Annotated in this window: 20 protein-coding genes; 8 read left to right on the top strand and 12 right to left on the bottom strand. The window is 66.0% G+C overall.

Annotation, left to right across the window (positions count from 1 at the left end):
- Positions 1-362: 362 nt before the first annotated feature.
- The 5 genes from RMP10_RS03700 to RMP10_RS03680 all read right to left on the bottom strand — a co-directional run bounded on the left by RMP10_RS03700 (position 363) and on the right by RMP10_RS03680 (position 6729).
- Positions 363-632 carry a hypothetical protein gene (locus tag RMP10_RS03700; protein ID WP_310569087.1) on the bottom strand — a complete coding sequence of 90 codons (270 nt, stop codon included), beginning with the start codon at positions 630-632 and terminating at the stop codon, positions 363-365.
- Positions 633-789: 157 nt separating this feature from the next.
- On the bottom strand, positions 790-1185 hold the full coding sequence (locus RMP10_RS03695) for a hypothetical protein (protein WP_310569086.1): 396 nt from the start codon (positions 1183-1185) through the stop codon (positions 790-792).
- A 389-nt stretch (positions 1186-1574) separates the two neighbouring features.
- Positions 1575-2564, bottom strand: coding sequence for an integron integrase (locus RMP10_RS03690; RefSeq protein WP_310569085.1), 990 nt, complete (start codon positions 2562-2564; stop codon positions 1575-1577).
- A 275-nt stretch (positions 2565-2839) separates the two neighbouring features.
- Positions 2840-5281 (bottom strand): DUF2309 domain-containing protein, encoded by a 2442-nt coding sequence (locus RMP10_RS03685; protein WP_310569084.1) that lies wholly within the window; start codon positions 5279-5281, stop codon positions 2840-2842.
- Positions 5281-6729 (bottom strand): NADH-quinone oxidoreductase subunit L, encoded by a 1449-nt coding sequence (locus RMP10_RS03680; protein WP_310569083.1) that lies wholly within the window; start codon positions 6727-6729, stop codon positions 5281-5283. Before RMP10_RS03680 ends, RMP10_RS03685 begins: the two co-directional genes overlap by 1 nt.
- 94 nt (positions 6730-6823) lie before the next feature.
- Here RMP10_RS03680 and RMP10_RS03675 point away from each other — a divergent pair, with 94 nt between their 5' ends.
- From RMP10_RS03675 to RMP10_RS03665, 3 genes are all read left to right on the top strand, one after another.
- On the top strand, positions 6824-7732 hold the full coding sequence (locus RMP10_RS03675) for a LysR family transcriptional regulator (protein WP_310569082.1): 909 nt from the start codon (positions 6824-6826) through the stop codon (positions 7730-7732).
- A gap of 76 nt (positions 7733-7808) precedes the next feature.
- Positions 7809-8393: an ECF-type sigma factor gene (locus RMP10_RS03670; protein WP_310569081.1), complete on the top strand. Its 585-nt coding sequence runs from the start codon at positions 7809-7811 to the stop codon at positions 8391-8393.
- Positions 8394-8427: 34 nt separating this feature from the next.
- Positions 8428-11058 carry a serine/threonine-protein kinase gene (locus RMP10_RS03665; RefSeq protein ID WP_310569080.1) on the top strand — a complete coding sequence of 877 codons (2631 nt, stop codon included), beginning with the start codon at positions 8428-8430 and terminating at the stop codon, positions 11056-11058.
- A gap of 73 nt (positions 11059-11131) precedes the next feature.
- Here the strand turns inward: RMP10_RS03665 and RMP10_RS03660 are convergent, their stop codons facing one another.
- A complete protein-coding gene (locus tag RMP10_RS03660) occupies positions 11132-11845 on the bottom strand; it encodes a PEP-CTERM sorting domain-containing protein (RefSeq protein ID WP_310569079.1) in 714 nt (237 codons plus the stop codon).
- Positions 11846-12011: 166 nt separating this feature from the next.
- On the opposite strand from RMP10_RS03660, the gene RMP10_RS03655 reads away from it, so the two are divergent.
- From RMP10_RS03655 to RMP10_RS03645, 3 genes are read left to right on the top strand one after another with little or no spacing between them, the layout of a single operon-like run.
- Positions 12012-12884 (top strand): SRPBCC domain-containing protein, encoded by an 873-nt coding sequence (locus tag RMP10_RS03655; protein WP_310569078.1) that lies wholly within the window; start codon positions 12012-12014, stop codon positions 12882-12884.
- A gap of 47 nt (positions 12885-12931) precedes the next feature.
- Positions 12932-13522 (top strand): hypothetical protein, encoded by a 591-nt coding sequence (locus RMP10_RS03650; protein WP_310569077.1) that lies wholly within the window; start codon positions 12932-12934, stop codon positions 13520-13522.
- Positions 13515-14300: a 1,4-dihydroxy-6-naphthoate synthase gene (locus tag RMP10_RS03645; RefSeq protein ID WP_310569076.1), complete on the top strand. Its 786-nt coding sequence runs from the start codon at positions 13515-13517 to the stop codon at positions 14298-14300. Before RMP10_RS03650 ends, RMP10_RS03645 begins: the two co-directional genes overlap by 8 nt.
- Here the strand turns inward: RMP10_RS03645 and RMP10_RS03640 are convergent, their stop codons facing one another.
- The 4 genes from RMP10_RS03640 to RMP10_RS03625 form a co-directional block, all read right to left on the bottom strand.
- Positions 14301-14762, bottom strand: a complete 462-nt coding sequence (locus RMP10_RS03640) for a tRNA (cytidine(34)-2'-O)-methyltransferase (RefSeq protein ID WP_309670747.1) — start codon at positions 14760-14762, stop codon at positions 14301-14303.
- A 185-nt stretch (positions 14763-14947) separates the two neighbouring features.
- The gene (locus RMP10_RS03635; protein ID WP_310569075.1) at positions 14948-15385 is read right to left on the bottom strand and encodes a PIN domain-containing protein; all 438 of its coding nucleotides are present in this window, start codon (positions 15383-15385) and stop codon (positions 14948-14950) included.
- A complete protein-coding gene (locus tag RMP10_RS03630) occupies positions 15363-15605 on the bottom strand; it encodes a hypothetical protein (RefSeq protein WP_309670745.1) in 243 nt (80 codons plus the stop codon). Before RMP10_RS03630 ends, RMP10_RS03635 begins: the two co-directional genes overlap by 23 nt.
- An 83-nt stretch (positions 15606-15688) precedes the next feature.
- Entirely contained in the window at positions 15689-18352 is a 2664-nt protein-coding gene (locus RMP10_RS03625) for a protein kinase (RefSeq protein ID WP_310569074.1), read from the bottom strand.
- 146 nt (positions 18353-18498) lie between these two features.
- Between RMP10_RS03625 and RMP10_RS03620 the strand changes: the two genes are divergently transcribed.
- Together RMP10_RS03620 and RMP10_RS03615 are read left to right on the top strand one after the other, a co-directional pair.
- Entirely contained in the window at positions 18499-20022 is a 1524-nt protein-coding gene (locus RMP10_RS03620; protein ID WP_310569073.1) for an amidase, read from the top strand.
- A 7-nt stretch (positions 20023-20029) separates the two neighbouring features.
- On the top strand, positions 20030-20290 hold the full coding sequence (locus tag RMP10_RS03615) for a DUF3253 domain-containing protein (RefSeq protein WP_309670742.1): 261 nt from the start codon (positions 20030-20032) through the stop codon (positions 20288-20290).
- A 119-nt stretch (positions 20291-20409) separates the two neighbouring features.
- On the opposite strand, the gene RMP10_RS03610 is transcribed toward RMP10_RS03615, so the two are convergent.
- Positions 20410-21078: a hypothetical protein gene (locus RMP10_RS03610; RefSeq protein WP_310569072.1), complete on the bottom strand. Its 669-nt coding sequence runs from the start codon at positions 21076-21078 to the stop codon at positions 20410-20412.
- A 299-nt stretch (positions 21079-21377) separates the two neighbouring features.
- Positions 21378-22472 (bottom strand): 23S rRNA (adenine(2503)-C(2))-methyltransferase RlmN, encoded by a 1095-nt coding sequence (gene rlmN / locus RMP10_RS03605; protein WP_310569071.1) that lies wholly within the window; start codon positions 22470-22472, stop codon positions 21378-21380.
- Between the last annotated feature and the right edge of the window lie 101 nt (positions 22473-22573).

Genomic DNA, 22573 nt, shown 5'->3' with positions numbered 1-22573 from the left:
ATGTTCGATCGTGAGCGCTCGTACGCCAAATACTTCGCGCAACTCCGTCGCTTCGGCGTCAAACGCAGCCGGCCATCGTGCATCATACGCGACTACTTCAATGACCCGCGCCATCGATGTCTGGATTGATGTATAACGCCTGGCGTTCTGCTGCAGCGCATCCACCAAAATGCGGCCGGACGGGCGACGTGCGCCAGCACGGCGACCGCCTGCCGCACACCGCAACGCGCTGCCAGCAGCAACGTTTCGTTAGATAGCGCGGCGTGGATCTCGTTTGTCTTGCTGCGACGGGTGCAGCCTGCGCGTCGGGACGCCATACGGCGATTCTGTGAACGACCGGGACGACCCAAGCGCAACGGTATTCAACGTCGCGTTGCCGATAGCTGCTTCGCTCGAGTGCCGCGTCTTGCGCTCCACAGCGTGAACACACTCATGCAGACCGCCCAGCTCACCACAAAGTACAGTCGACGAGTAGGATGTCCGACGAAGATATTCTCGGGGAAGAGCACATCCATCACGACGTTGACGAACGACAGGATCGCAGCGAAGCGGAACCATTCGCGCAAGACGAAGCGCGCCGGATGGGACGTCGCGAGGTTTCGTTGTTCGATGGACACGGGGAACACTTGCATGCGCAGTACGGAAAGGGGTTCTCGATAAATTACGATCGGCCGTGGGCTACGCTATCTAACGCTAGCTTCTGCAGCGGGCGATCACATCAAACGCGAGCGAAGCGAGCAACCGTATCGCCCGTCTGCAGCAAGCACCGTTATGGGACGACTGCGCAGACTAACGCACATCGACGCCAGCAGCGGGAGACGGGCGTCGCGCTTTCCACCACGCCCACGCCATTGTCCCCAGCAGCATCAGGAGTATACCCTGGTAGGCGACCGCCAGCATCGGCGGGACCGCGGTGCCCCGCATGCGCGCCGCCTCGCGCGCCATGACCAACGTCACGACCGCAGTCCCGAGCAAGAGTCGACGCGTGTCGCCCTGACCGCGCGCGTGTGAACGGGGACCCACGAGCAGGGCGACCACGAAGAGCGGCAACGCAAGGTTCGCGGACACAATAAGCCGACCAAAAGCGCCCGCAGTTGCAGGGAGCGAGTGATAGAGCACGCCGGCCAACGCCACGGCGACCGCCGTGAGGCCGAGGCTGACCAACGCGCGCATGTTGTCGCTCATCGCCCCTCCGGAAAACAGAAGTGCACCGTTGCGGCATCGTCGCGATTTCGCGCCGCCCGCATTATTGCGTAAAAACACCAAAGTTCTCGCGGCCTTGTTCAGACACGCGAGCTGTTCGTCGATCACATAACGCCTATTCGCTCGACCGACGTACCGACGACGCATCCATCGAGTTACAGCAACCCTCACACGTTCCCACTCGGCCTGCCACTTCGCAACCCCGCCAAGTAACTCGTTCCAAGCCGCTCAGCCCAAAACCAAACTCAGGCTCACGCTGTTAGCTCGATCGACCTAACGCGCCACCCGCGAGTGCGGCCACGCCGCCTAACGCCGCCACTTGCTGCCACCTCCAGGAGCCCTCACAACCCAACTCCTCGAACCCTCACCCCCTACCCCCTACCCCCTACTTCGCCGTCATAGTCCAACGGACTCCGCACCCCCAGTCCGCCCCGGTTCAGCACATGCGTATAAATCATCGTCGTCCGCACATCCTGGTGCCCAAGCAACTCCTGAATCGTGCGGATGTCCGACCCCGATGCCAACAGGTGCGTGGCGAAGCTGTGGCGGAAGGTGTGACACGTTGCCCGCTTGCCGATTTGCGCCTCACGCACCGCGTTCGTCACTTCCCGCTGCAGGACGCTCTCGTGCAGGTGGTGTCGCCGACGTTCGCCGGTAGCAGGGTCACGGTAACTCCGCGTGGCCGGGAATATCCACTGCCACGGCCAGCTCCGCGCCGCACGATCGCCAAGCTTTCGCCGTAGCGAGTCGGGTAAGGCGACGTATCCGGCACCGGCGGCCAGATCCTTCGCGTGTTGCGCTGCCGCTCGCTCGAGGTGCACGCGCAATGCCGGCCGCACACGCTGCGGCAGCATCGTGTGCCGATCCTTTTGCCCCTTGCCCGAGCGGATCACGATCTCGCCGCGCGACAGGTCCACGTCCTTCACCCGCAGCGTGCAGCACTCCATCATCCGCATGCCGCTGCCGTACATCAGCGACGCCATCAATCGCGTCGTCCCTCGCATCGCCTGCAGCACGCGCTGGGTCTCGTCGCGCGTCATCACCACCGGCACGCGTTCCGGTCGCTTGGCGTGCAAGTGCTGCATGGCGCCGGCAATCGGCAGCCCCAACACCTCACGATACAGGAACAACAACGCCGCCAGCGCCTGATTCTGCGTGCTCGCGCTCACCTGTTCGTCGCGCGCCAGATGCGTCAGGAAATCCCGGACCTGCTCCACCCCCAGCTCACGCGGATGCCGACGCTGGTGAAAGCGCACGTACCGTCGCACCCAGTGCGCATACGCCTCCTCCGTCCGCAGGCTGTAGTGCTTCGCCACGATCCGGTCGTGCAGCACGCTCAAAAGGGTCTCGCCGTTAGCCATTGCCCACGCTGCAACGCTTTCCGCGCCCCCGCGTAACCGCCAGCGTGCACCCGCGATCCTCGCAACGCACGCCAACGCACGCGGTCGGTCTCGCCGCCGTGATCAGCCGGAGTCGGTCGCACCCGCGCGGCTCGCCCCGTCCGCCCCCGTCGCGTGTTCGTGCTCCCACCCGACGACGACAACCGGCAGATCAGCCACGCCACCAGCGAGAATTGCACACGCCGCTGATCCGCCACCCCGCCCGATCAAGTTCGATCACGTTCACTCACGATCGATCACGCGCGCCCACGCACCAGCTGCCAGTCCTGCGCGCGGCGCGCGTAGATCTGTCCGTCGAACGGATCAATGCGTGATAGATGTAACCATCCGTTCGTGACCAGTTGACGCACCACCGCGTGCGCGTTGATGATGCCATCGATCGCGGCGGCCGGCGCCTCGACGAACACCGAGAGGCGCAGCGGTTCGTGCACCCAGTCGGCTCCATCGTGCACCGACTGCAGCGCCAGGCCGATACGAAGATCGCCCCCTGCACCCTCGACGACGCCCACGTTGCCGCCCACCACGTTGTGCAGCACCTTGTCGCCACTGCCGTACCGCTCCGGATCGACGGTGGACGCGTAGTACTGCAGATTGATCCAGTTGGTCACCACCATCGGTGCCGTGAGAATGAGCGTGAGCACCGCACACTCCGGATCGTCTTGCCACCGATACTCGTGCAGGAACGAGCGTCCGTCCAACACCAGCCCGCGTGTGCGCTCGCGCGGCGCGACGACGAACGCCGCGTTGCGTGCGAGCCCCCATTCCGGACGCACCTCCGACCAGTCGGCCCCGCGACGACGGAGCGCACCGAGCAGACGTTCGTCATCGGCGTTCGCGAGCCCCAGCCGATCGGCGCGCTCGCGGCGCGCCAGCCGGCCAGCCTCGGCAAGAGCGCGTTCGAAGCCGACCACGTCGTCGCGGTGCGTCACGGGCACGTCGGCCAGATCAAACAGGGACACCGTGTCCGTCACCGTGTCGTGCAACGCAGGCACGAAGTGCGTCGTACTCGGAATGGAGATACCGTGTGCGATCAGCGCGTCGCGTACCTCACGATCATTCAAGAGGGCGGCGGCAACCCGCGCGTTGACTTCGCCGCTCTGTCCACCGCACGCGCCGCACGCGAGTCCAGCCGCCTGAGGATTGTTGCACGTCGCCGCACCATGACCCACCAGCGCCACCACGCGCGCAAAGTCGCGCGTGAGGCTCATCCCGCGTAGCGCACCCGCCGCGAGCTGTGTGCGTTCGTCGAGCGTCGGCACGTGGCCGTCCGCGATGAATGCACCGAGTCGCGGGGAGATCGTACTGCCCCTCGTGGCGAGGGTATCGCGCAGCGCGTCGAGCGTTGGGGCCGTTGGGGCGAAGGTCATTCGCACGAGCGACACCGCGGCGCCGAGTCCCGTGGCTTCCACCGAGGTAAACGTCGACGCCGCGCTGCCGGTAAACGACTTCCATGCGCCCGCAAGCGTCGCCTGCTCGCTCCGCTGAAGCCGCACCGTAGAGACACCCGATCCGGTGTCGGCCACCGCGAGGGCCGGCGACAGCAGGCCGGGTAGCTGCGGACGTGATACGCCCTCAGCCGCCTGATAGGCGATCGGCATTCCGAAGAATCCGGCGAAGCCGAGCGTCTGCGTCGTGGGTTGCGCCGCCTCGAGCGCACGGCGAATGACCTCTGAGCGCACGTCGATGCAGAACACCGCTTGCACCGTCGGCGTGGTCGTCGTGGCGGGTCGTAGCCCGGCGAGCCGTCCTGCCAAGGGCTCCTGATACGCGAGCTCGATCGCGCGTTGCAACACCCAGTCCACCGACTGCGCCGCGCGAACGGCATCCGCCAGCCCGACCCAATCGCGCCGTGCGTCCGCCCAGCGCTTCGCGAGAGTTGGCGCGCCGCTCGTGCGATACAGCACGAGCTCCCAGGCCAGACGCGTCGCCAGCAGATGCACAATTTGCTCGTCATCGCGCCCCACAAGTCGGGCCTCCCAGCGCTGAAACGCACACGCTGCCGCCCAACCGGACACGCTCTGGAGCAACGCGGTGAAATACGCCGCCTGCAGTTCGGGCGGTACCGCAAGCTCGTCGACGGCGCACGCGATCAGCCGCTGCGGGTCCTGCGGCAGCTCGGCCAGCGCGCGGCGAAAGCCCCGCAGTCCCATGAGCAGACGTACACCCGCATCCCGCTGCCCCATGTCCGACCACAGGCCAAACAGTCCGCCGTCGCGATCGGCCGACCACGCCGCTTGCCCGTCACCAAACCACGCACCGCACGCGTGGCTGACGTGCTCCACCACGAAGTCGCGCCACGCTGCATGGCGCTGCGTCTCACGAGTGGCATCGACAAGGTCTGTCACCAGCTGACAGACTGGCCACGTGGGCGCATCGGTCTGCAATGCGCCGCGCACGTCGTTCAGGGACAGCGATGATCCGAGCAACTCGAGCGCACGAACGAGATGCGCATCGGTCAACGCGCCGGATGCGTAGCGCGCGCGAAACCATGAACGCGGCATCGTGAGACGTGCGCCGCTGAGTGCGGCAAGCTCCGCTGCCGCCTCGTCGATGGGCCGATGCACGTATCCCCACCACGGGTTGACCGCGATGAGGCGGTCGAGCGGCCACGCGGGCGCGATCCGCGCGCACGCCGTTTCGACCGCGCGCATCACGCGGTCGGAGAGAGTATCAGACATCAGGCAGCCCTCGGAATGGATGGCGTGCGCGTCGCCGGAATCGGCGAAGACGGCCGTCGTTCGTGACGAGGCGGCCACACAAGGAACGTGGCGCGGGTGAACAGTTCGTCGAGATGGAATCCGGCGAAGGCCCACGTATGCAGGGTGCGAAGGGCGCGGGTGTGCGGACGCACGGACACCATCACCTGCACGACATACAGCGCGGCAAAGGCCCCCAACGCGATGAGCAGTGACATCGTACCGGGCACGAACGCCACCGGGGTGGGGAGCAGCGCCGTGAACGCGAGGTGCCATATCGCGTACAGCGCCGTCACGACGAACGCCGAGCCAAGCAGCCTGGCGTTGGTACGCCATGAGCCAGCCAGTGAAACGCGCACCAGAAAGGGTGCGAGCGCGAGCGCCAGCACGGCCGTGGCCACCCAGGTGCGAGGATCTTCGCCGCCCGCGGGCCACGCCAGGCCGGCCGCCACAGCAGCGATGAGCGCGCCGCCTACCGTCGCGCTGAGCCATCGCGTGGCGGTCGGGCGCGGCGGCGGCGATATCAACGCGCGGCGTGCCTGTGCGGCCACCACACCGCCCGATCCCAGGAACGCGTGCGCCTTGTAGCAGGAGTGCGCGACGAGATGCAGCAGTGCCAGCTCCCACGCGCCGAGGCCGCACTCAAGGAGCATGAAGCCCATCTGCGCCGCCGTCGACCACGCGAGCGCTACCTTCACGGTCACCCGCGTCATCATGACGAGCGCCGCCAGCATCGCCGTCGTTGCGCCGATGATCACCAAGGCGTTCATGACGCCGGGGAGGAGTGCGGTCAGCCCAGCGAGGCGGATCAGGACGTAGCCGCCGATGTTCACCACGCCCGCGTGCAGGAGCGCCGATACCGGCGTCGGCGCCTCCATGACTTGAATGAGCCATCCGTGAAAGGGCAGCTGCGCCGAACGGAGCGCCACGCCCGCGACCAGGAGATAGCCGGCCACATGCACGCTCATGGGAAGCGTCTCGAGCGCAACGGCCGTCGCCTGCAGGGTCGCCAGGTCATAACTCCCGAGCGATCGACCAAGCAGCATGACGGACGAATAAATGGCCACATCGGCAAGTCGACTGAGCAAGAACTTCTTGTGTGCCGCCACCTGCGCCTGCGGACGATCGGCGAAGAACGAGAGGAGCTGATGCAACGACAGGCTCGACGCGGTCCAGGCGAGGGCCAGCAGGCGCAGGTCGCCCGCCGTGACCAGCATCGATGATGCAGCCACGGCGGCCACGAACCAGCGACGGAAATGCCGCGCCGCCGGCTGCCCGTCGAGATAGCGATGGGCGAACCGGTGGATAACCACCGCAATGAAGGTGACGAGACCGAGCATGACCCCCGCCAGCGCATCCAGCCGCGGGGCAGCGGCGAGCGCAAACACAGGAATGGCGAACAGCGCGGCTGAAGCAAGCACGGGGGACATGAAGCACTCCGGAAGAGGTCCCCTACATGTTGCTCACCACCTAATCTTCCACAAAATACATATATTAGGCTCAATCATTCTGTATAATAGAACTATGACCCACGTCGCCGCTCGGCTGAACTATCACCACCTGCACTACTTCTGGGCCGTGGCTCGTGAGGGAAATCTCACCCGCGCGGCGCAGCGACTGCACATTTCGCAGTCGGCCCTGTCCACCCAGATCCGCCAGCTGGAGACCCAGCTCGGCCAGCAGCTCTTCGAGCGGCGGGGGCGCACGCTGGAGCTGACGGAGGCCGGTCGGATTGCCCTCGACTATGCCGACGCGATCGTCACCGCCGGCAACGAGCTGGTCGGCACGCTGCGAGATGGCCGACGCGACGAGCGGCACGTGCTGCGGGTCGGTTCGGTGGCGACCCTGTCGCGAAATTTTCAGCGGGCATTTCTGGCGCCGATCCTGAAGGACCCGTCGCTGTCACTCGTATTGCAGTCAGGATCGCTGGCGGAGCTGCTGTCACGATTGCGCGCGCACACGCTCGATGTCGTGCTCTCCAATCGTCGCGTACCGGAAGACGCCGATCACGCCTGGCGCAGCAGTCGCATTGCGCGACAGCAGGTCAGCCTGGTCGGGCCCCCGCGTTCGACGCCGTTTCGCTATCCCGAGGAGTTGGCCGATGTGCCGCTGCTGCTTCCCTCGCGCGACCACGAATTTCGCACCGCGTTCGACGTGCTGTGCGATGAACGCGCGCTGCGCCCCACGGTGATTGCCGAAGCGGACGACATGGCGATGCTGCGTGTGCTCAGCCGCGAGCTCAACGCCGTCGCGCTCGTACCGGCCGTCGTCGTGCAGGATGAACTGCGCGATGGCCGGCTGCAGGAATACTGCGCCGTGCCCGATCTCTTTGAAGAGTTCCACGCGATCAGTGTGACCCGACGCTACCAACCGTCGCTGCTGCGCACCTTGTTGGCGCGGCGTACGGCGGATGTGCTCAACACCATCGAATAGCGCGCACTCACTTGCGGTCGGATTCGCGAGGCACGCCCTAGCCGATTCATGAAGGCAGCGTCACCTTATGGGGGCCGTGACCGACCTCCCTTTTTCCGATCAGACGTCCCTGACCGAAGTGCTGGCCGCCGCACAGCGGGGGGACGCGTCGATGCAGGATGCCGCCGCCCGACGCGTATACGCCGAGTTGCACCAGCTGGCGGAGATCTACCTCGGGCGCGAGCGCGCGGATCACACGCTCCAGCCGACCGCGCTGGTACACGAGGCCTACCTCCGCCTGATGGGTCAGGACGCGCCGTGGAAGAGCCGCGCGCATTTCTTCGGCATTGCGGCCACCATGATGCGCCGCATCCTCGTGGACCACGCCCGACGCACCGCCGCCGAGCGACGCGATCGCGGTCTGCAGGTGACCCTCGATCCAGCCACGGCCGACGCAACACCCGCCGCGCCGGATGCGGTCAACGATGTCGTCGGTGTGCACGAAGCGCTCACGCGACTCGAGGAGGTCGACGCACGACAAGCGAAGATCGTAGAGCTCAAGTTCTTCGTCGGCCTCACACTCGACGAGATCGCGGAACTCCTGTCGATCTCCGCAGCCACCGTGTCGCGCGAGTGGACCATGGCGCGCGCCTGGCTCCATGCCGAGTTGCGGGACGGATGAGGGACATCGCACCGCGGCGACGCGTGTAAGGTCGATGCCCGAACTTCCTCCCCATCATCCCTCGCCATCGACCACGACCGACGAGTGGTCGACGCTCAAGTCGCTCTGGTTCGAGCTGGCGGATCTGTCGATCGACGAACAGCGTTGTCGACTCGAGGCGAGTGGCGCGTCGCCGGCGATCGTGGCGCGCCTCGGACAGATGATCGAAGCGGTCGAACTGGTCGGTGATCGATTCGACGCCCCCGCGCACGTCGCGCTGGGATTCGGCGCGGCGACGCCGGACGATCTACCCGTCGCCAGTCTGATCGGCCATCGCGTGGGGCCGTATCGCGTGATTCGACTCGTCGGCCGCGGCGGCATGGGGGCCGTCTACGAAGCGGAGCGCGACGACGCGGAATACCATCAGCGGGTCGCAATCAAGTCGTTGTGGCGCGGCGCCGACAGCGACGTGCTGCTGCACCGGTTCCGCGCCGAGCGCCAAATCCTCGCCGCGCTCCAGCACCCGAACATCGCACAGCTGATCGACGGCGGCGCCACCGCGTCAGGCACACCATGGCTCGCGATGGAGTATGTGGACGGCGTGGCCATCGACGAATACTGCGATGCCCGTGCGCTCTCCATCTCCGCGCGGCTCGACCTGTTTCGTGCGGTCTGTCACGCCGTACAGCATGCGCATCAGCGCCTGGTGGTGCATCGCGATCTTAAGCCAAGCAACGTGCTCGTCACCGCTGACGGCACGGTCAAGCTGCTCGATTTCGGCGTGGCCAAATTGCTCGACGAGCACAGCGCCGGCGCGTCCGTCACGGCGGACGGGATGTCGCCATTCACGGCGGCGTATGCCGCGCCGGAGCAGGCCAACGGCGAACTCGCGTCAACGGCAACGGACGTCTATGCACTGGGTGCGCTCCTCTGCACGCTGCTCACCGGCGAACCGCCACTCGACCTCGCGGGCCGCGATGGATTCGCGCGGCTCTGGGAAGTCCGCAGCGGCACCCCGCGCGTCCCCAGTGCGATCGCAGGTGCATCGTCGGACGCGGCAGCCCGCAGCCGTGGTCTTGACAGCACGAGGAAACTGTCGGCAGCGCTCGTTGGCGAACTCGACGCGATCATGCTGCAGGCGTTGCAACGCGAGCCGGGCAAGCGATACGCCAGTGCGCTCGCCCTCAGCGAGGACGTGCACCGATTCCTCCGGCGAGATCGCGTGCTGGCGCGCCAAGGCACCGTCGGCTATCGCGTGTGGGCGTTCACGAGACGGCATCGGTCGTTGGTGTTCGGCACCTCGCTGGCGCTGCTCACCGCGCTTGGCGTGAGTCTGCTGTCGCTGCAACAAGCGCGCAACTTGCGCTTTGAAGCCGCTCGTACCGAACGGGCGGCCACCTTCATGGCGGGCATCATGAACGGCACGTCAACGGTGTCGCAAGATCCGCTCATCAGCATGGGGCCAGCCGGCACCATCGGGCAACTGCTCGACAGTGCGGTCACGCGCGTCTCCCGTGAATTCGCCGATGACGCGCGCATCCGGGCGCGTCTCTACACGGCGTTCGGTGCCAACTACGCGGCACAATCCCGGTATACCCACGCGCATGCCGTGCTCGATTCGGCACGAGCACTGGCATTGCGGGCGTACGGGCCCACCAGCGACGCGTACGCGCGCGCCTGCATCGAATACGCGACGCTCGAGCTCACATTTCACGGCGCTGAAGCCGCCAACGAGGCGATAGTCGCGGCCGCTGGAAGCAAGAGCGTGAACGATATCGAAAGTGTGCTGAGCGCCCAGATCATGTTGCTGCGCGCCACGCAGGCGCTGCATCGGGGCCAACTGCATACCGCCGATTCGTTGGCCGCGCAGGTCGTCGACATCGAACGACGCACACGCGGGCTGACCCGCATCGTGGCCGCGGCGGAGAACGTTCGCATGGTCACGACGTCGTGGATGACGCGCGATCCGCGTGCGTACCTCCGCAAGGCGCGTATGATTGAGCGCATCACCGACTCACTCGATATGCAGGTCTCGAAGGAGCGCGACGGCGCGGCCGATGCCGCCATCGAGTCGATGCTCGTGCTGGGTCGGGCGGATAGCGCCGCGGCACGGACACGGATGCAGGGCGAACGGCTTCAGCGCAGCTTCGGGGCGCAACCGTGGGTGCAGGTATGGGCGGCAAAGTCGGCCGCGCTCTTGGCGAGTCTCCGTGGTGATACGGCCACGCGCCGCGTGGAACTCGCGAAAGGTCGTGCGATCATCGACTCACTCGCCGAGTTTCCACTGGTGCTGCGCATCGTCTTCAATAGCGGATATGTCGACGACGCCTTGGTCCGACAGGACGTCGCGTCAGCGCTGAGTATGGCCCTGCGCACGCGTGATGCCGTCCTGCCGACGCAGTCGCCGTACTTGCTGAGCTTTGCGTACCTGTACACTGGCATGGCGTACCTCGCCGGTGGCACACCGGTCGCGGCCGAATCGGAGCTGCGCGCGGGTTTGACCATGATTGCGCAGGCGCCGGATCTCTGGTCGATGGGTTCGCGACTCCGACGCCCGCTGGTCGACGCGCTCACGAAGCAGGGAAAGCTGGCCGCCGCCGACAGTGTACGTCGCCTCGATCCGCCCAAGGGGGCGATGCCACCGTGCACGCCTGGCGGGAAATGGACGGGGTGTCCGGACCTATAGCAACAGGCCCCGCTGCGGTGCGCGAGGCCTGTGCCAACAGTGTGTTCTTGCTCAGATCCTCTCGCTGTGCATACTACGTCGCGGAAGCGCGGCGGCGGCGTGACATCACACCCAGGGACACGAGACCACACGCCATCAGCAGGTAGGTCGATGGCTCGGGAACGGTCGACACAGGCGGAGTGCCCGTCGTCAGATCAACCACGTTCAGCACCAAGCGTCCAACATTGTTCGCCACGGGCGTTGTAAGAGCGCCCACGCCGAAATTTTGGATCGAGACGTTGCGCGTGACCACTTCGGGACGCCAGTCGGTGATCGTGAGCTGGAAGTTCCCCAGAATGGCGGAGAGTCCAACGCCATCGAGCTGCGGACCGAACGGGTTCGGATCACCGTATACTTTCATGCCGACGCCACTGTTCGTATTCGTCGTGGCGTCCCAGTACGATGACACGGTGAGCGCGCTGCTTCCGGTGAAGAGTGCCACGGCGTAGTTGGGGGTTCCGACGAGCCCCGTACTGCCCCATAAGTAGAACGTGTTGAGACCGGTGGAGAGCGTGATGCCTGCAGGAAACAACGAGCCGGCATCGTTTCCGGTGTACAGGAAGGCATCGGTGGTCGGATTCGTTCCGCGCGTGATGTATGTGTTCGCACAGCATGAACCAGATCCCTGGGCATCGGTATACGCTCCGTTCGGCTGCTTATTAGCGCCCAAGCTCATGGTCGTGACGCTCGTCAGCACAACCTGCGCACCGACCTTCGAGCTGCTCAGAGATGCCAAAGCACCGATCATCCATAATCCAAGCCGTGTTGCACGTGTCCACTGAGTCATGTGATCTCCCGTACGAGTGAAGGGGTGGGCCCAACCGGACTCCCACCGATACACGCGCAGTGGGCACAAAAACTCCCTCACGCGGCGCGACGATCACGGCATACCTTACGCTTTGGCGAGACCTCCCATGCACACCCTGACCATTACCCGCGCGTCACCACGATCCGCCGCCACGCTCTATCGCGCGTGGACCACCGGCTGGGCCTCGTGGTTTGCCGAGGGCGACACCGCGCAGATCCGAGCCGAGGTCGGCGCGCCGTTCTTCTTCGAAGTCGCGCAGCGATTTACCGACGGGCGCGAACCCGTGCGGCATCCGCACTATGGTCGCTTTCTCCGACTCGTGCCCGACGCGCTGGTGTCACTCACCTGGGTGACCGGCGCCGGCGGGACTGGCGGCGCCGAGACCACGGTCACGGTGCACCTCGACGCGATCGCTGGTGACTATACGCAGGTCACGCTCACGCACGCCGGGTTCACAACCGCCGAAGCCCGCGACGCGCACGACGCGGCATGGCCGATGATTCTCGCCCATCAGGACTCGGCGCTCGCCGATGTCGCACCCGCGTCGGCGGCGGCGCCGCTCCGTAATCGCTCCATCCCCGACACCACGTTTATTCCCGTGCGAAGCTACCCCGACCTCGAGGCCGCCGTGGCATGGCTGCGCGACGTGCTCGGCGCCCGCGAGCGGCTTCGCATTCCCGGGCATCGCGTGCAGCTCTCGGTCGGCGACGGCGCCATGGTCGTAGCGGCATGGGACGCGGCCGCCGTACCGGCCACCGGTGGACGCCCGCCGGCGGTGCTCATGGTGCGCGTACCCGACGTGCACGCCGCCTACGCTCGCGCCATCGCGCTCGGCGCGACCGGCCTCACCCCACCAGCCGATCACCCGTACGGCGAGCGGCAGGCCTCGGTACGCGACCCCGCTGGACATGCCTGGATGCTCACGCAAACCATCGCCGACGTCGATCCGGCCAGCTGGGGCGGCGAACTCGTGGAGTGAGCGGCATGTCCTTAGACTTTAGAGCATGAGGCTGTCTTGAGGACGTCATGAACGATCGCGCACGAATCTTGGTCGTGGCGGCCACCGCACGCGAACTCGCGTCTCCCGAGGGATGGCACACGCTGCAGTGTGGTGTGGGCCCGGTCGAGGCGGCCGCACGCACCGCCGCCGCCATTGCCGAACTCCGCCCCGCAGCCATTCTGCATATCGGCATCGCCGGCGCCCGTCGGGCGCGCGCACTTGCCCCGGCGTCACTCGTGATCGGAGCCGAATCCCGGTATTGCGACTCGAATGTGCCTGCCGAGTGGGCGCCGAGTGTGGTGCAGGCGTCAGCGACGTGGCTGCACGTTGTGCAGCGCGCAATTCCGGGCGCGGCCACGCTTGCCATCGGCACCAGTGCCCGCGTGGGTGGCACTGCCAATTGCGATGTGGAAGCGATGGAGGGATTCGGCGTGCTCCGTGCCGCCCAACTCGCCGGTGTGCCCGCCATCGAGGTGCGCGCGATTTCGAACGAAATCGAAGAACCGGATCGTGCCCGCTGGCATTTCGACGCGGCGTTCGCCGCCATTACCGGCGTCACACCGCAGCTGGTGCACGCCCTGCGAGCGCACATGACGGATGTCGCCGCCAATGCGTGAGCTGACCTTCGGCTACTCGCCCTGCCCCAACGATACATTCGCGTTTCATGCGCTCACGTTCGGACTGGTCGACACGCCGGTGCACATCACGCCGGTGCTGCTCGACATCGAGGAGCTGAACCGACGCGCCCACCACGGCGAGTTCGATCTCACCAAACTCAGTGTCGGTGCCTTCGCCGCCGTCGGCGACCGCTACCAGTTGCTGCGCAGCGGTGCTGCGCTCGGACATGGGGTCGGTCCGCTGGTGGTCGCCCGTACACCGATGTCGTTGGAACAGGCGGTGAGCGGGCGCGTCGCAATCCCCGGCCGCGAAACCACCGCCTATCGACTGCTGCGTCTGGCCGCGCCGCAGCTCGAGGAGGTGGTCGAGATGCGCTACGATCGTATTTTGCACGCCGTGAGCAGTGGCGAGGTGCGGGCGGGACTCATCATTCACGAGAGCCGGTTCACGTACGCCGAGCACGGGCTGCACCAGGCGATTGATCTGGGCGATTGGTGGGAGCGCGAGACGCATCTCCCCGTGCCCCTCGCCGGCATCTGTGCGCGTGCCGACATCGACGCGGCAACGACGACCGAAGTGGAACACGCCATTCGCGCGTCGGTGCAGTATGCGTTTGACCATCCCGACGCGAGTCGTGACTACGTGCGCGCCAATGCGCAGGAAATGTCAGACGCCGTGTGCGCGCAGCACATCGCGCTATATGTGAACGAGCATAGCCTCGACATCGGCGACGACGGCATGCGCGCGATCACGCGGCTGGTGTCCGACGCGCGCTGACTACCGCTGCTGTCGCAGCACCTCGTACACCGCGATCGCCACCGACGTCGACAAGTTGAGCGACCGCACCTGCGCGGACATCATTGGCAAAGCCACGAAGTGATCGGCATAGCGCTCATGCAGTTCCGCCGGCAATCCGCCGGTTTCGCGACCGAACACCAGCACTGTCCCCTCGACCGGCGCCAAGGGCGCATCCCAGAACAGCTGCGTCGCCTTCGTCGAGAAGAAGTACGGCTGCCCCAGCCGCGGCAGCTCCGCTTCGAACGCCTCCCAACTCGGCCACACGCGCACATCGACGTGCTCCCAGTAGTCGAGCCCCGCGCGCTTCACCTGCGCCTCATCGAGCGAGAATCCCAGCGGCTCGATCAGATGCAATGTGGCGCCGGTCGCCAGACAAGTGCGTCCGGCGTTGCCGGTATTCCAGTGGATTTCGGGATGCACCAGCACCACGTGTATGCTCATCGATCTTGTCCCTCCCGAATTCACCGCACCTGCGGCGATGCCATGGAACGCGCGATCTGCGCACGCCATTGGCCGGCATGGTCACACCGCTCCCGACGAGTGATACCATCGCTCGGATGATCACACAACTACTCGGCGCGCGCGATGACGGGGTACGGGCGGGCAGCGTAGTGGGGCCCGCTGTACTACGCCGATTCTGGTGCTGTCCGGAATGGATTGACGACTTGTACGCCGTCGAACAGCTGCCCGTGTTGCAGATCCTCGGTGAGCAGCAGCTCGCATTGCGCTGACTGCGCGGCCGCCACGATCAATGCGTCCCACCACGAGAGCTGAAAGCGTGATTCGATGTGCCATGCGCGATCGAGCACCGCCGTGGTGATTTCGATTGGCGCCCACGAATACAGCGAACGTGCCTCGATCTGCGCCGCCTCGCGCGGGAGACCGGGGGTGAGCTGGCGGGTGACCGTGACGTAGAACTCCTGCAGCACCTGTGTACTGACGCGCCCTCGCCCCGACTGCCAGAGTGAAAGCATCCAGGCGCGGGCCTGGTGGTGTTTGTCGCCGGCCGCCGCGTCGAGGGCGTATACCAGCACGTTCGTATCAACGAAGACCGGTGCGGTCATGCAAGCTGTCTCGCGTGGGATAGTCGCTACCGGGTTGACTCAGCGGCTGCGGCTCGCGCACCGCGTACTGGCGCCACTCCGTTTGGTAGCTGAGCTCGCGCTCCATTTCCCGGCGCAGCAGGTCGCCGAGGAGTCGGGACACACTGGTGTCCAGCTCGGCCGCCCGCACACGCGCCCAACGCGCAACGGATTCGTCGAGAACCACGGTGACGTTCTTCATACCACGAAACTAGTGTCACACGAAATTCGTGTCAATGATTGCAGAAGAAGGCGATTGGTCGCGTCGATGTCGGGCGAATTCAGTCACGGTTTCACGCGCGCCTTCAACTCTTCATGAAAGTTCTCCACGACGATCAACCGTTCGGAGGTGCCGACGTCCCGAGCGCGCACGAGCAGAAACCGCCGGCTGTCCGGGCCGACATCCCACGTGCTCACACCCTGCAGCGAGAAGAGCGCGCGCTCGTTCCCCAATGAGAACGCCGGGCCGGGGAGTACTGGGACCGCCACCAGCGAATCCCCGCGGCCTCGATAGAAAATCTCGCGGCCGTCGCGCGACCATTTTGGGTATGTCCCGCCAGCGGTCGACACCTGATGCAACGCTCCCCGGGTGTTCGGGTACCCCCGCACCTGAACGTCGGTGCTTGCTCCAGCTCTCGCCTGATAGAGCAGCCATCGTCCGTCTGGGGACACCGAGGGGCTTCGTTCACCGGCAGCGGTCGCCACCAGCGTATCCAGGCGGGCACCCGCTCCCGGCGTGATCGCCAGCAGGTCGTTGTTCTGCCCGCCCTGACTGGCGAAGAGGAGACGTGCGCCATCGGGAGTCCAACGGGCGTCCTGCACGCTGGTCAGGTGGCCGGGGATCGGCACCGGGCCGGAGCGGGCGTCGGTGTCCAGCGTGTACAACTCGCCCGGCGGTCGACTCACGAGCAGGCTGTTGCCATTCGGATGCCAGCTGAGCCCTTGATACGAGCGGTCGAACGTGAGGCGCGCCCGGTCGCGACTTCCCACGCGAGCCAGCCACACGTCGCGGCTATCGTCACCGGCGAGGATATACGCGAGCTGCGTTCCGTCGTGGGAAAGCGACGCGTCCAGCACGTCGCCGACGATGGCCGGTTCGACTGGCGTGAAGATACCGGTCCGGGTGCTCCATCCCACCTCGCGTCCCGCCCCGCCCGCGCCAAGGGTGTACCACAGTGTGCCGGTGTGCGAAATGGAAAGGTTGACGAGACCCGTGCCATTGGAGGCCACGAAAACGCCCTCCGCCAGCGTGACCGGCGCCCCGCGCATCTCCAGCTTGTCCTGATCGAACTGTACGCCGAGCAGGGTGCCATCGCGCGTGACGACGAGCAGATGTCCGCTCGTGGCGTATCGTGCGAAGACGCCGCGCATCAGTTCACGGTGCTTGCCCGTTTTCAGATCGAGCACCGCGATTGCATCGCCCTCCGCCGCACCCTGCCCCGGACCACCGCGATTGATCGTCATGATGACACCGCGTCCGTTGGGCAACGCGTCCGGCCATACGTGCTGCAACTCCTTGGTGCCGGCATCGAGCGTGGAGACCGCCTGCATCGCCCCGCCGCCCTCCGGAACTCTGACCAGAGGTCCGATGCTGCGCACGTCGAGGTAGATGTAGCCGTCGTATCCCCACGAGACTCCGGGCACGCCGACGCCAGTGTCGGCCACGATGGTGACCGGACCACCAGACAGGTCGGCGACCTTCAGCAGCGTGCCTGACATGAACACGATCTTGCGGCCATCGGGAGAAAACGACGGATTGTATCCGCCGTCCGTGCCCGGCAGCTCTCGCACCTCCAGTTGGTCGCGCGCGCGAAGGAACAGGCGTTCGGCCGCATCAGCGCTGCCTCGCCCCGTGATGATCAAGCGAGCGCCATCCGGCGACACGGCCAGACTTCCGAACTCGCCCCCCTTGCCCCCAGGGCGGATCACCTCGTACCGCGCCACCGGGGTGACGACGGAGCTGCCCCGTGGCTTCCAGAGCACGACGGCCGCGGTCCACGTCAGCGCGCTCACCACGACGGCGGTCAGCGCGAGCGCCACGAGCGAGCCCCTGGAGCGCCCCGTGCCTGCGTCGAACGCGCGCTCGATCGGCCGCGGCGCCGAGCCCACGTAACCGGAGGTCGCGAGGGCATCGGCAAAGACACGGGCACTCGCGAATCGATCGGCCGGCAGCTTTTCGAGTGCCGTTGCCAGTGCCGAGGCCACGTTCACCGGCACCGACTTGCGATACTTCGTGACCGGCTCGGCGGGCTCGGTGATGATCTTCATGATGATCTGCTGCGCGCTCGCGCCAGTGTACGGCGGATGGCCGGTGAGCATTTCATACAGCACCGTCGCCAGCGAATACACATCGGACCGACCGCTGATCACCTTTTCCGCTGTCGCCTGCTCGGGACTCATGTAGTGCGGCGTGCCAACTGACAATCCTGTTTCCGTCAAGCGACCGCCGGCCGCGGCGCTCACCGCCAACGCGATGCCGAAGTCCATGACCATCGCCCGGCCGTCGTGAAGCAGGATGTTCTCCGGCTTGATATCACGGTGAATGACACCGTGGCGATGCGCGTAGTCCAATGCATCCGCCACTTCCCGCACCAGGCGTACCGCGTCCTCCACGCCGAACTGCGTCTCCCGATTCAGCCGCTCGCGGATCGTCTCGCCTTCGATGTACGGCATGACGTAGTAGAGGAAGCCGCCGGTACTGCCGCTGTCGAACAGCGGCAGGATGTGCGGATGCTGCAACGCCGCCGTGGTCTTGATCTCAACGATGAAGCGCTCGGCGCCGAGCACCGCCGCGAGCTCCGGCTTCAAGACCTTGATCGCGACCTTGCGATCGTGCTTGAAATCGAACGCGAGATACACCGTCGCCATGCCTCCCGCACCGAGCTCGCGCTCGAGGCGGTAGCGGTCGGCCAGCGCCGACCGTAGTGGCAGCGGAAGGCTGGCCGTCACCGCCGCGGGGTTGCACGGATGTCGATCATGGTCGGGCCAACGTACCGGTTATCGGCACGAGCGGCTAGACACAGTCCTTTCGCGGATCGACCTCGCGTTCCAAGGCTCGTGACGCATATTCGGTCACGCCTTTCCCTTGCCTCCCTATGACCGATTCCCTCTCCCGACGCACCTTCACGCAACTCCTCGGTGCCGCCGCCGTGACCGGCGCGCTCCCGGACGCGCTCTCCGCGAACACCCCCGCCATGGCCGTGCTCGATAGCACCCCCGCCGACGAGCTCACGTCGCTCTCCGCTACCGAACTCGCGGCGCGCATTCGCCGGAAGAACGTGTCGGCCCGCGAAGTGCTCGAGGCGCACCTCGCGCGCATCGAGCGCGTGAACCCGACGGTCAATGCCATCGTCACGCTGGTACCGGAGCAGGCGCGGGCATGGGCGAAAGCGGCCGATGAGCGTCAGGCGCGCGGTGCGCCGCTTGGGCCGCTGCACGGATTGCCAGTCGCACACAAGGATCTCGTCGATACGGCAGGTATCCGCACCACCAAGGGCTCCCTGTTGTACAAGGACAACGTGCCGACGACCGATGCGCTGATTGTGCAGCGCATCCGCGCCGCCGGCGCGATCACGATCGGCAAGACCAACACGCCGGAGTTCGGCGCCGGCTCGAACACCTTTAACGCGGTATTCGGCGCCACGCGCAACGCGTTCAACCTACAGAAGACCGTGGGCGGCTCGAGTGGTGGCGCGGCCTGCGCGCTCAACTGCAACCTGCTACCGATCGCCGATGGCAGCGACACTGGTGGCTCGCTGCGCAATCCGGGGGCGTGGAACAACATCGTCGGCTTTCGTCCGTCGCCGGGACGCGTGCCCGATGACGACGGCTCGTGGTCGCCGCTTAGCACCAGCGGTCCGATGGCACGTTCTGTAGAAGACGTGGCGCTCTTTCTCAGCGCCATCGCCGGTGTGCACGCGCCCGATCCCACGTCGCTCGCCGATGACCCGGCCATTTTCCGCCGACCGCTGGCCGCGAGCATGAAAGGCAAGCGCATTGCGTGGTTCACGAACATGGGCGGCTTGCCGTTCGAGCCGGAAATCACGCGCGTGCTGAACGCCAACCGACAAGCGTTCCTCGACATGGGCTGCATCGTGGAAGACGCCGAGCCCGATTTCAACGGCGTCGACGACGCGTTCCCGACCCTGCGGCATCTCACCTACCACACCAGCTATGCGAAGCTGTCGCGCGACAACCCCACACTGTTCAAGGACACCGTGAAGTGGGAGATCGCTGAAGCCGAACGACAGGGCGCCGTGGATGTCGCCAAGGCCAACGCGCGGCAGGCGCAGATGTACCGGCACGTGTCGCAATTCTTCGCGAAGTACGACGCGTACGTCTGTCCCGTCACGCAGGTGGAGCCGTTCGACATCACCACCGAGTATCCCACCACGGTGGCCGGTATCGCGATGCCGACCTACATCGACTGGATGCGCAGCGCGTGGTACGTGACCTTCATGCAGTGCCCCGCCATCAGCGTGCCCGCCGGCTTCAGCGCCAACGGACTTCCCGTCGGCGCGCAGATCGTGGGGAAGCCGCGCGGCGACTGGGCGTTGTTGCAGTTGGCGCACGCCTTCGAGCAGGCCACGGGGCACGGCCAGCGGCGGCCGGTGCTCTGAGCGCCGCATGACGAACGACGCGATGGTCGACATGATCACGCAGCTGCTTGATGCGCGCGAGGCCGATGCCTCCATCTGCCCCAGCGAAGTCGCGCGCGCATTGGCACCGGCGCACTGGCGTGACCTCATGCCACAGATTCGCGCGGTCGCCGCCGAGCTGGCACTCGCGGGCGCACTGCGCATTACGCAAGGATCGGTGGAGATTGCACCAGCAGCGGTGTTGGCGGGCCTCACGCGAGGCCCGCTCCGGCTGCGCCGCGCGACCTAATGCTGCGCTCTGCTGCAGCGGCATATCAAAGGATGTGGCCAGCGAGCGCAGCGAGCCATGGCCACGATTTTTGAAAGCCCTGTCAGCAGCAACGCAAGGTTGGAGCGCCCCGCGCACCGCTACTTCATTTTCCGCATCACCATCTTGGGGGCGTCTTCAGCAAACGAATATGCTCCCTTGGGGCACTTCACGCTCGGGTTGGTCGACGAGAACACGCCGGCCGGATTGTTCTTCCACAACCACACGTGCAAATCGTAGTGCACCAGTCCGTCGGGCATGATTGGCTTGTGACCCGCCATCGGTCCGTCAAGCGTCTGACCGAAGATCTTGGGCACCGACTTGACCGCTTCCACCGGCACAAACCACTCCGCGGCGGCGAGTTTGAGCTTCGCGCCATCCATCTCGTAGATCAGCACCTGCGGCTTCGCCGGATCGAGCGCGGGCCCAATCAGTGCGCCATTGAGAAAGTGCACGCCCATGCCACCGGCGACGTACTTCATGCTGCCTTCGCCGCCGCCGCGGGGATACTCTACGCAACCCAGCGTCGAGAGATACCCGTCGTGCACCGCGAGCACGGGGTCCTGATACTTGTCCAACGCGGCCTTCACCTTCTGCAGTTCAGGCGAGAGGACCGGAGCGCTCCTGCTGGCGTTCACCACCGGCTTCGCAGTCTGCGCGCCGATCGCGGACGTAGCACCGACAGCGACGACGATCGCCCCACCGGCCATCACTGATGCCGAACGTCGTACAAAACGCGCGAGACGTGTTGCCATGCCCTTGACGATCATGGAAACTCCTGATGGAGGAATCACAACGGTCGGCCCCAATGCTCGATTCGTCAAGAGGTCGGCCGGCGAGCTCGCGTCAGGCGCGGGGCGTGCGCTCAGCCCTGTGCACGGCTTCATGCACTGCGCGAGATACGATACAGCGCGTTTCGCGCTGGCCCGAGTATGAAGCAGCGACGGTGTCGTCCGTCGGATGCTGTCGACACCGCATCTCGGCGCCGGAGCGCTGCCCGTCCGACGACCGGGTCCTAGCGTGGCGCTCTAACGCGCGGTTTGGTGCCGCACAGCACCGCTCGCTCCACTCAGCGCGCCTGCACCGCCAGCTGCCCGCAGCCGGCCGCAATGTCGATCCCGCGCCGCTGGCGCACCGTACTCGGCAGCGCGAACTCCTCCGCCAGCACCTGCTGAAAGCGGGTCGCCGCCTCGGTACGCGTGGGCGCGCCGTCGTAGCCACTGGTCGGATTGAGCGGAATGAGGTTTACGTGCGCCGGCAACCCGCGCAGCAGCACACCTACGGCGCGCGCCTGGTCTACGCCGTCGTTCCGCCCCTCGATCAATGTCCACTCGTAAAAGATGCGGCGGCCGGTCGTCGCACTGTACGTACGGCACGCGGCCATCAGTTCGTCGAGCGGCCACTTGCGTGCGGAGGGCACCAGCGCCGCCCGCTCGGCCTGCGTAGCCGCGTGAAGCGAGACCGCCAGATGTACCGGACGCTGTTCCTCGGCCATACGAAGAATGCCCGGCACGACACCCACGGTGCTGAGCGTGATGCGCTCGGCGGCCAGCGCCGGACCATGAGGATCGAGTAAAATGTCGATCGCCTGCATCACCGCGTCGTAGTTGTGCAACGGCTCGCCCATCCCCATCAGCACCAGGTTACGCAGGCGAGTGCCGAGCCCATGGCGCGTCTGACGCATCACCGCGCCGGCGGGCGCCTCGCGGCGCAGCACGCGCGCCACATGCACGGCCTGCGCGACGATTTCCCCCGGCGTGAGATGACGCGTGTACCCCATCTGTCCCGTCGCACAAAAGACGCACCCCATGGCGCAGCCCACCTGTGAACTCACGCAGGCGGTGACGCGCCCGGTGAAGCGCATCAGCACGGTCTCGATGGTGGCGGCGTCCGGGAGCGACAGCAGATACTTTCGCGTAAATCCATCGGTCGACGCCGTCTCGAGCGTCGTGGGCAGTACGCCCAGTGTCATTTCTTCTCGCAGACGAGCGGCCAACGCGGGCAACAGCTCGGGCATCTCGTCAAGCGACGACGCGAGGTCGATGTACAAATACCTCCACAGCCGGTTGGCATGCACGGGCTTGAGGCCCCAGTGCACCAGCTGCTGCTGGAGCTCAGCGCGCGTGAGGCTGTAGAGATCGCGTCGCGGGGAGGTGTCGGGCATGGCCATGAGGGAATGTATCAGACCGCTTTGGCGCCAACAGTCGATACCTCGGGTGTTTCAAGGGGTCAGCGGTTCAAGGGGTCAGAGTCGTTGAACGCCAG

The sequence above is a fragment of the Gemmatimonas sp. genome, assembly GCF_031426495.1.
In the GTDB taxonomy this organism is placed as follows: Bacteria; Gemmatimonadota; Gemmatimonadetes; order Gemmatimonadales; family Gemmatimonadaceae; genus Gemmatimonas.
Note: the sequence above shows the minus strand (reverse complement) of the source record. Positions and strands in the feature narration are given on the sequence as shown.

Bases quoted from the DNA above. Each gene is read 5' to 3' on its own strand.
- RMP10_RS03635 (WP_310569075.1), bottom strand. From the start codon at position 15,385: ATGACCGCACCGGTCTTCGTTGATACGAACGTGCTGGTATACGCCCTC.
- RMP10_RS03700 (WP_310569087.1), bottom strand. From the start codon at position 632: ATGCAAGTGTTCCCCGTGTCCATCGAACAACGAAACCTCGCGACGTCC.
- RMP10_RS03640 (WP_309670747.1), bottom strand. From the start codon at position 14,762: ATGAGCATACACGTGGTGCTGGTGCATCCCGAAATCCACTGGAATACC.
- RMP10_RS03695 (WP_310569086.1), bottom strand. From the start codon at position 1,185: ATGAGCGACAACATGCGCGCGTTGGTCAGCCTCGGCCTCACGGCGGTC.
- RMP10_RS03615 (WP_309670742.1), top strand. From the start codon at position 20,030: ATGACGAACGACGCGATGGTCGACATGATCACGCAGCTGCTTGATGCG.
- RMP10_RS03685 (WP_310569084.1), bottom strand. From the start codon at position 5,281: ATGTCTGATACTCTCTCCGACCGCGTGATGCGCGCGGTCGAAACGGCG.
- RMP10_RS03660 (WP_310569079.1), bottom strand. From the start codon at position 11,845: ATGATCGGTGCTTTGGCATCTCTGAGCAGCTCGAAGGTCGGTGCGCAG.
- RMP10_RS03665 (WP_310569080.1), top strand. From the start codon at position 8,428: ATGCCCGAACTTCCTCCCCATCATCCCTCGCCATCGACCACGACCGAC.
- RMP10_RS03650 (WP_310569077.1), top strand. From the start codon at position 12,932: ATGAACGATCGCGCACGAATCTTGGTCGTGGCGGCCACCGCACGCGAA.
- RMP10_RS03675 (WP_310569082.1), top strand. From the start codon at position 6,824: ATGACCCACGTCGCCGCTCGGCTGAACTATCACCACCTGCACTACTTC.
- RMP10_RS03690 (WP_310569085.1), bottom strand. From the start codon at position 2,564: ATGGCTAACGGCGAGACCCTTTTGAGCGTGCTGCACGACCGGATCGTG.
- RMP10_RS03680 (WP_310569083.1), bottom strand. From the start codon at position 6,729: ATGTCCCCCGTGCTTGCTTCAGCCGCGCTGTTCGCCATTCCTGTGTTT.
- RMP10_RS03645 (WP_310569076.1), top strand. From the start codon at position 13,515: ATGCGTGAGCTGACCTTCGGCTACTCGCCCTGCCCCAACGATACATTC.
- RMP10_RS03630 (WP_309670745.1), bottom strand. From the start codon at position 15,605: ATGAAGAACGTCACCGTGGTTCTCGACGAATCCGTTGCGCGTTGGGCG.
- RMP10_RS03620 (WP_310569073.1), top strand. From the start codon at position 18,499: ATGACCGATTCCCTCTCCCGACGCACCTTCACGCAACTCCTCGGTGCC.
- RMP10_RS03610 (WP_310569072.1), bottom strand. From the start codon at position 21,078: ATGATCGTCAAGGGCATGGCAACACGTCTCGCGCGTTTTGTACGACGT.
- rlmN (WP_310569071.1), bottom strand. From the start codon at position 22,472: ATGCCCGACACCTCCCCGCGACGCGATCTCTACAGCCTCACGCGCGCT.
- RMP10_RS03655 (WP_310569078.1), top strand. From the start codon at position 12,012: ATGCACACCCTGACCATTACCCGCGCGTCACCACGATCCGCCGCCACG.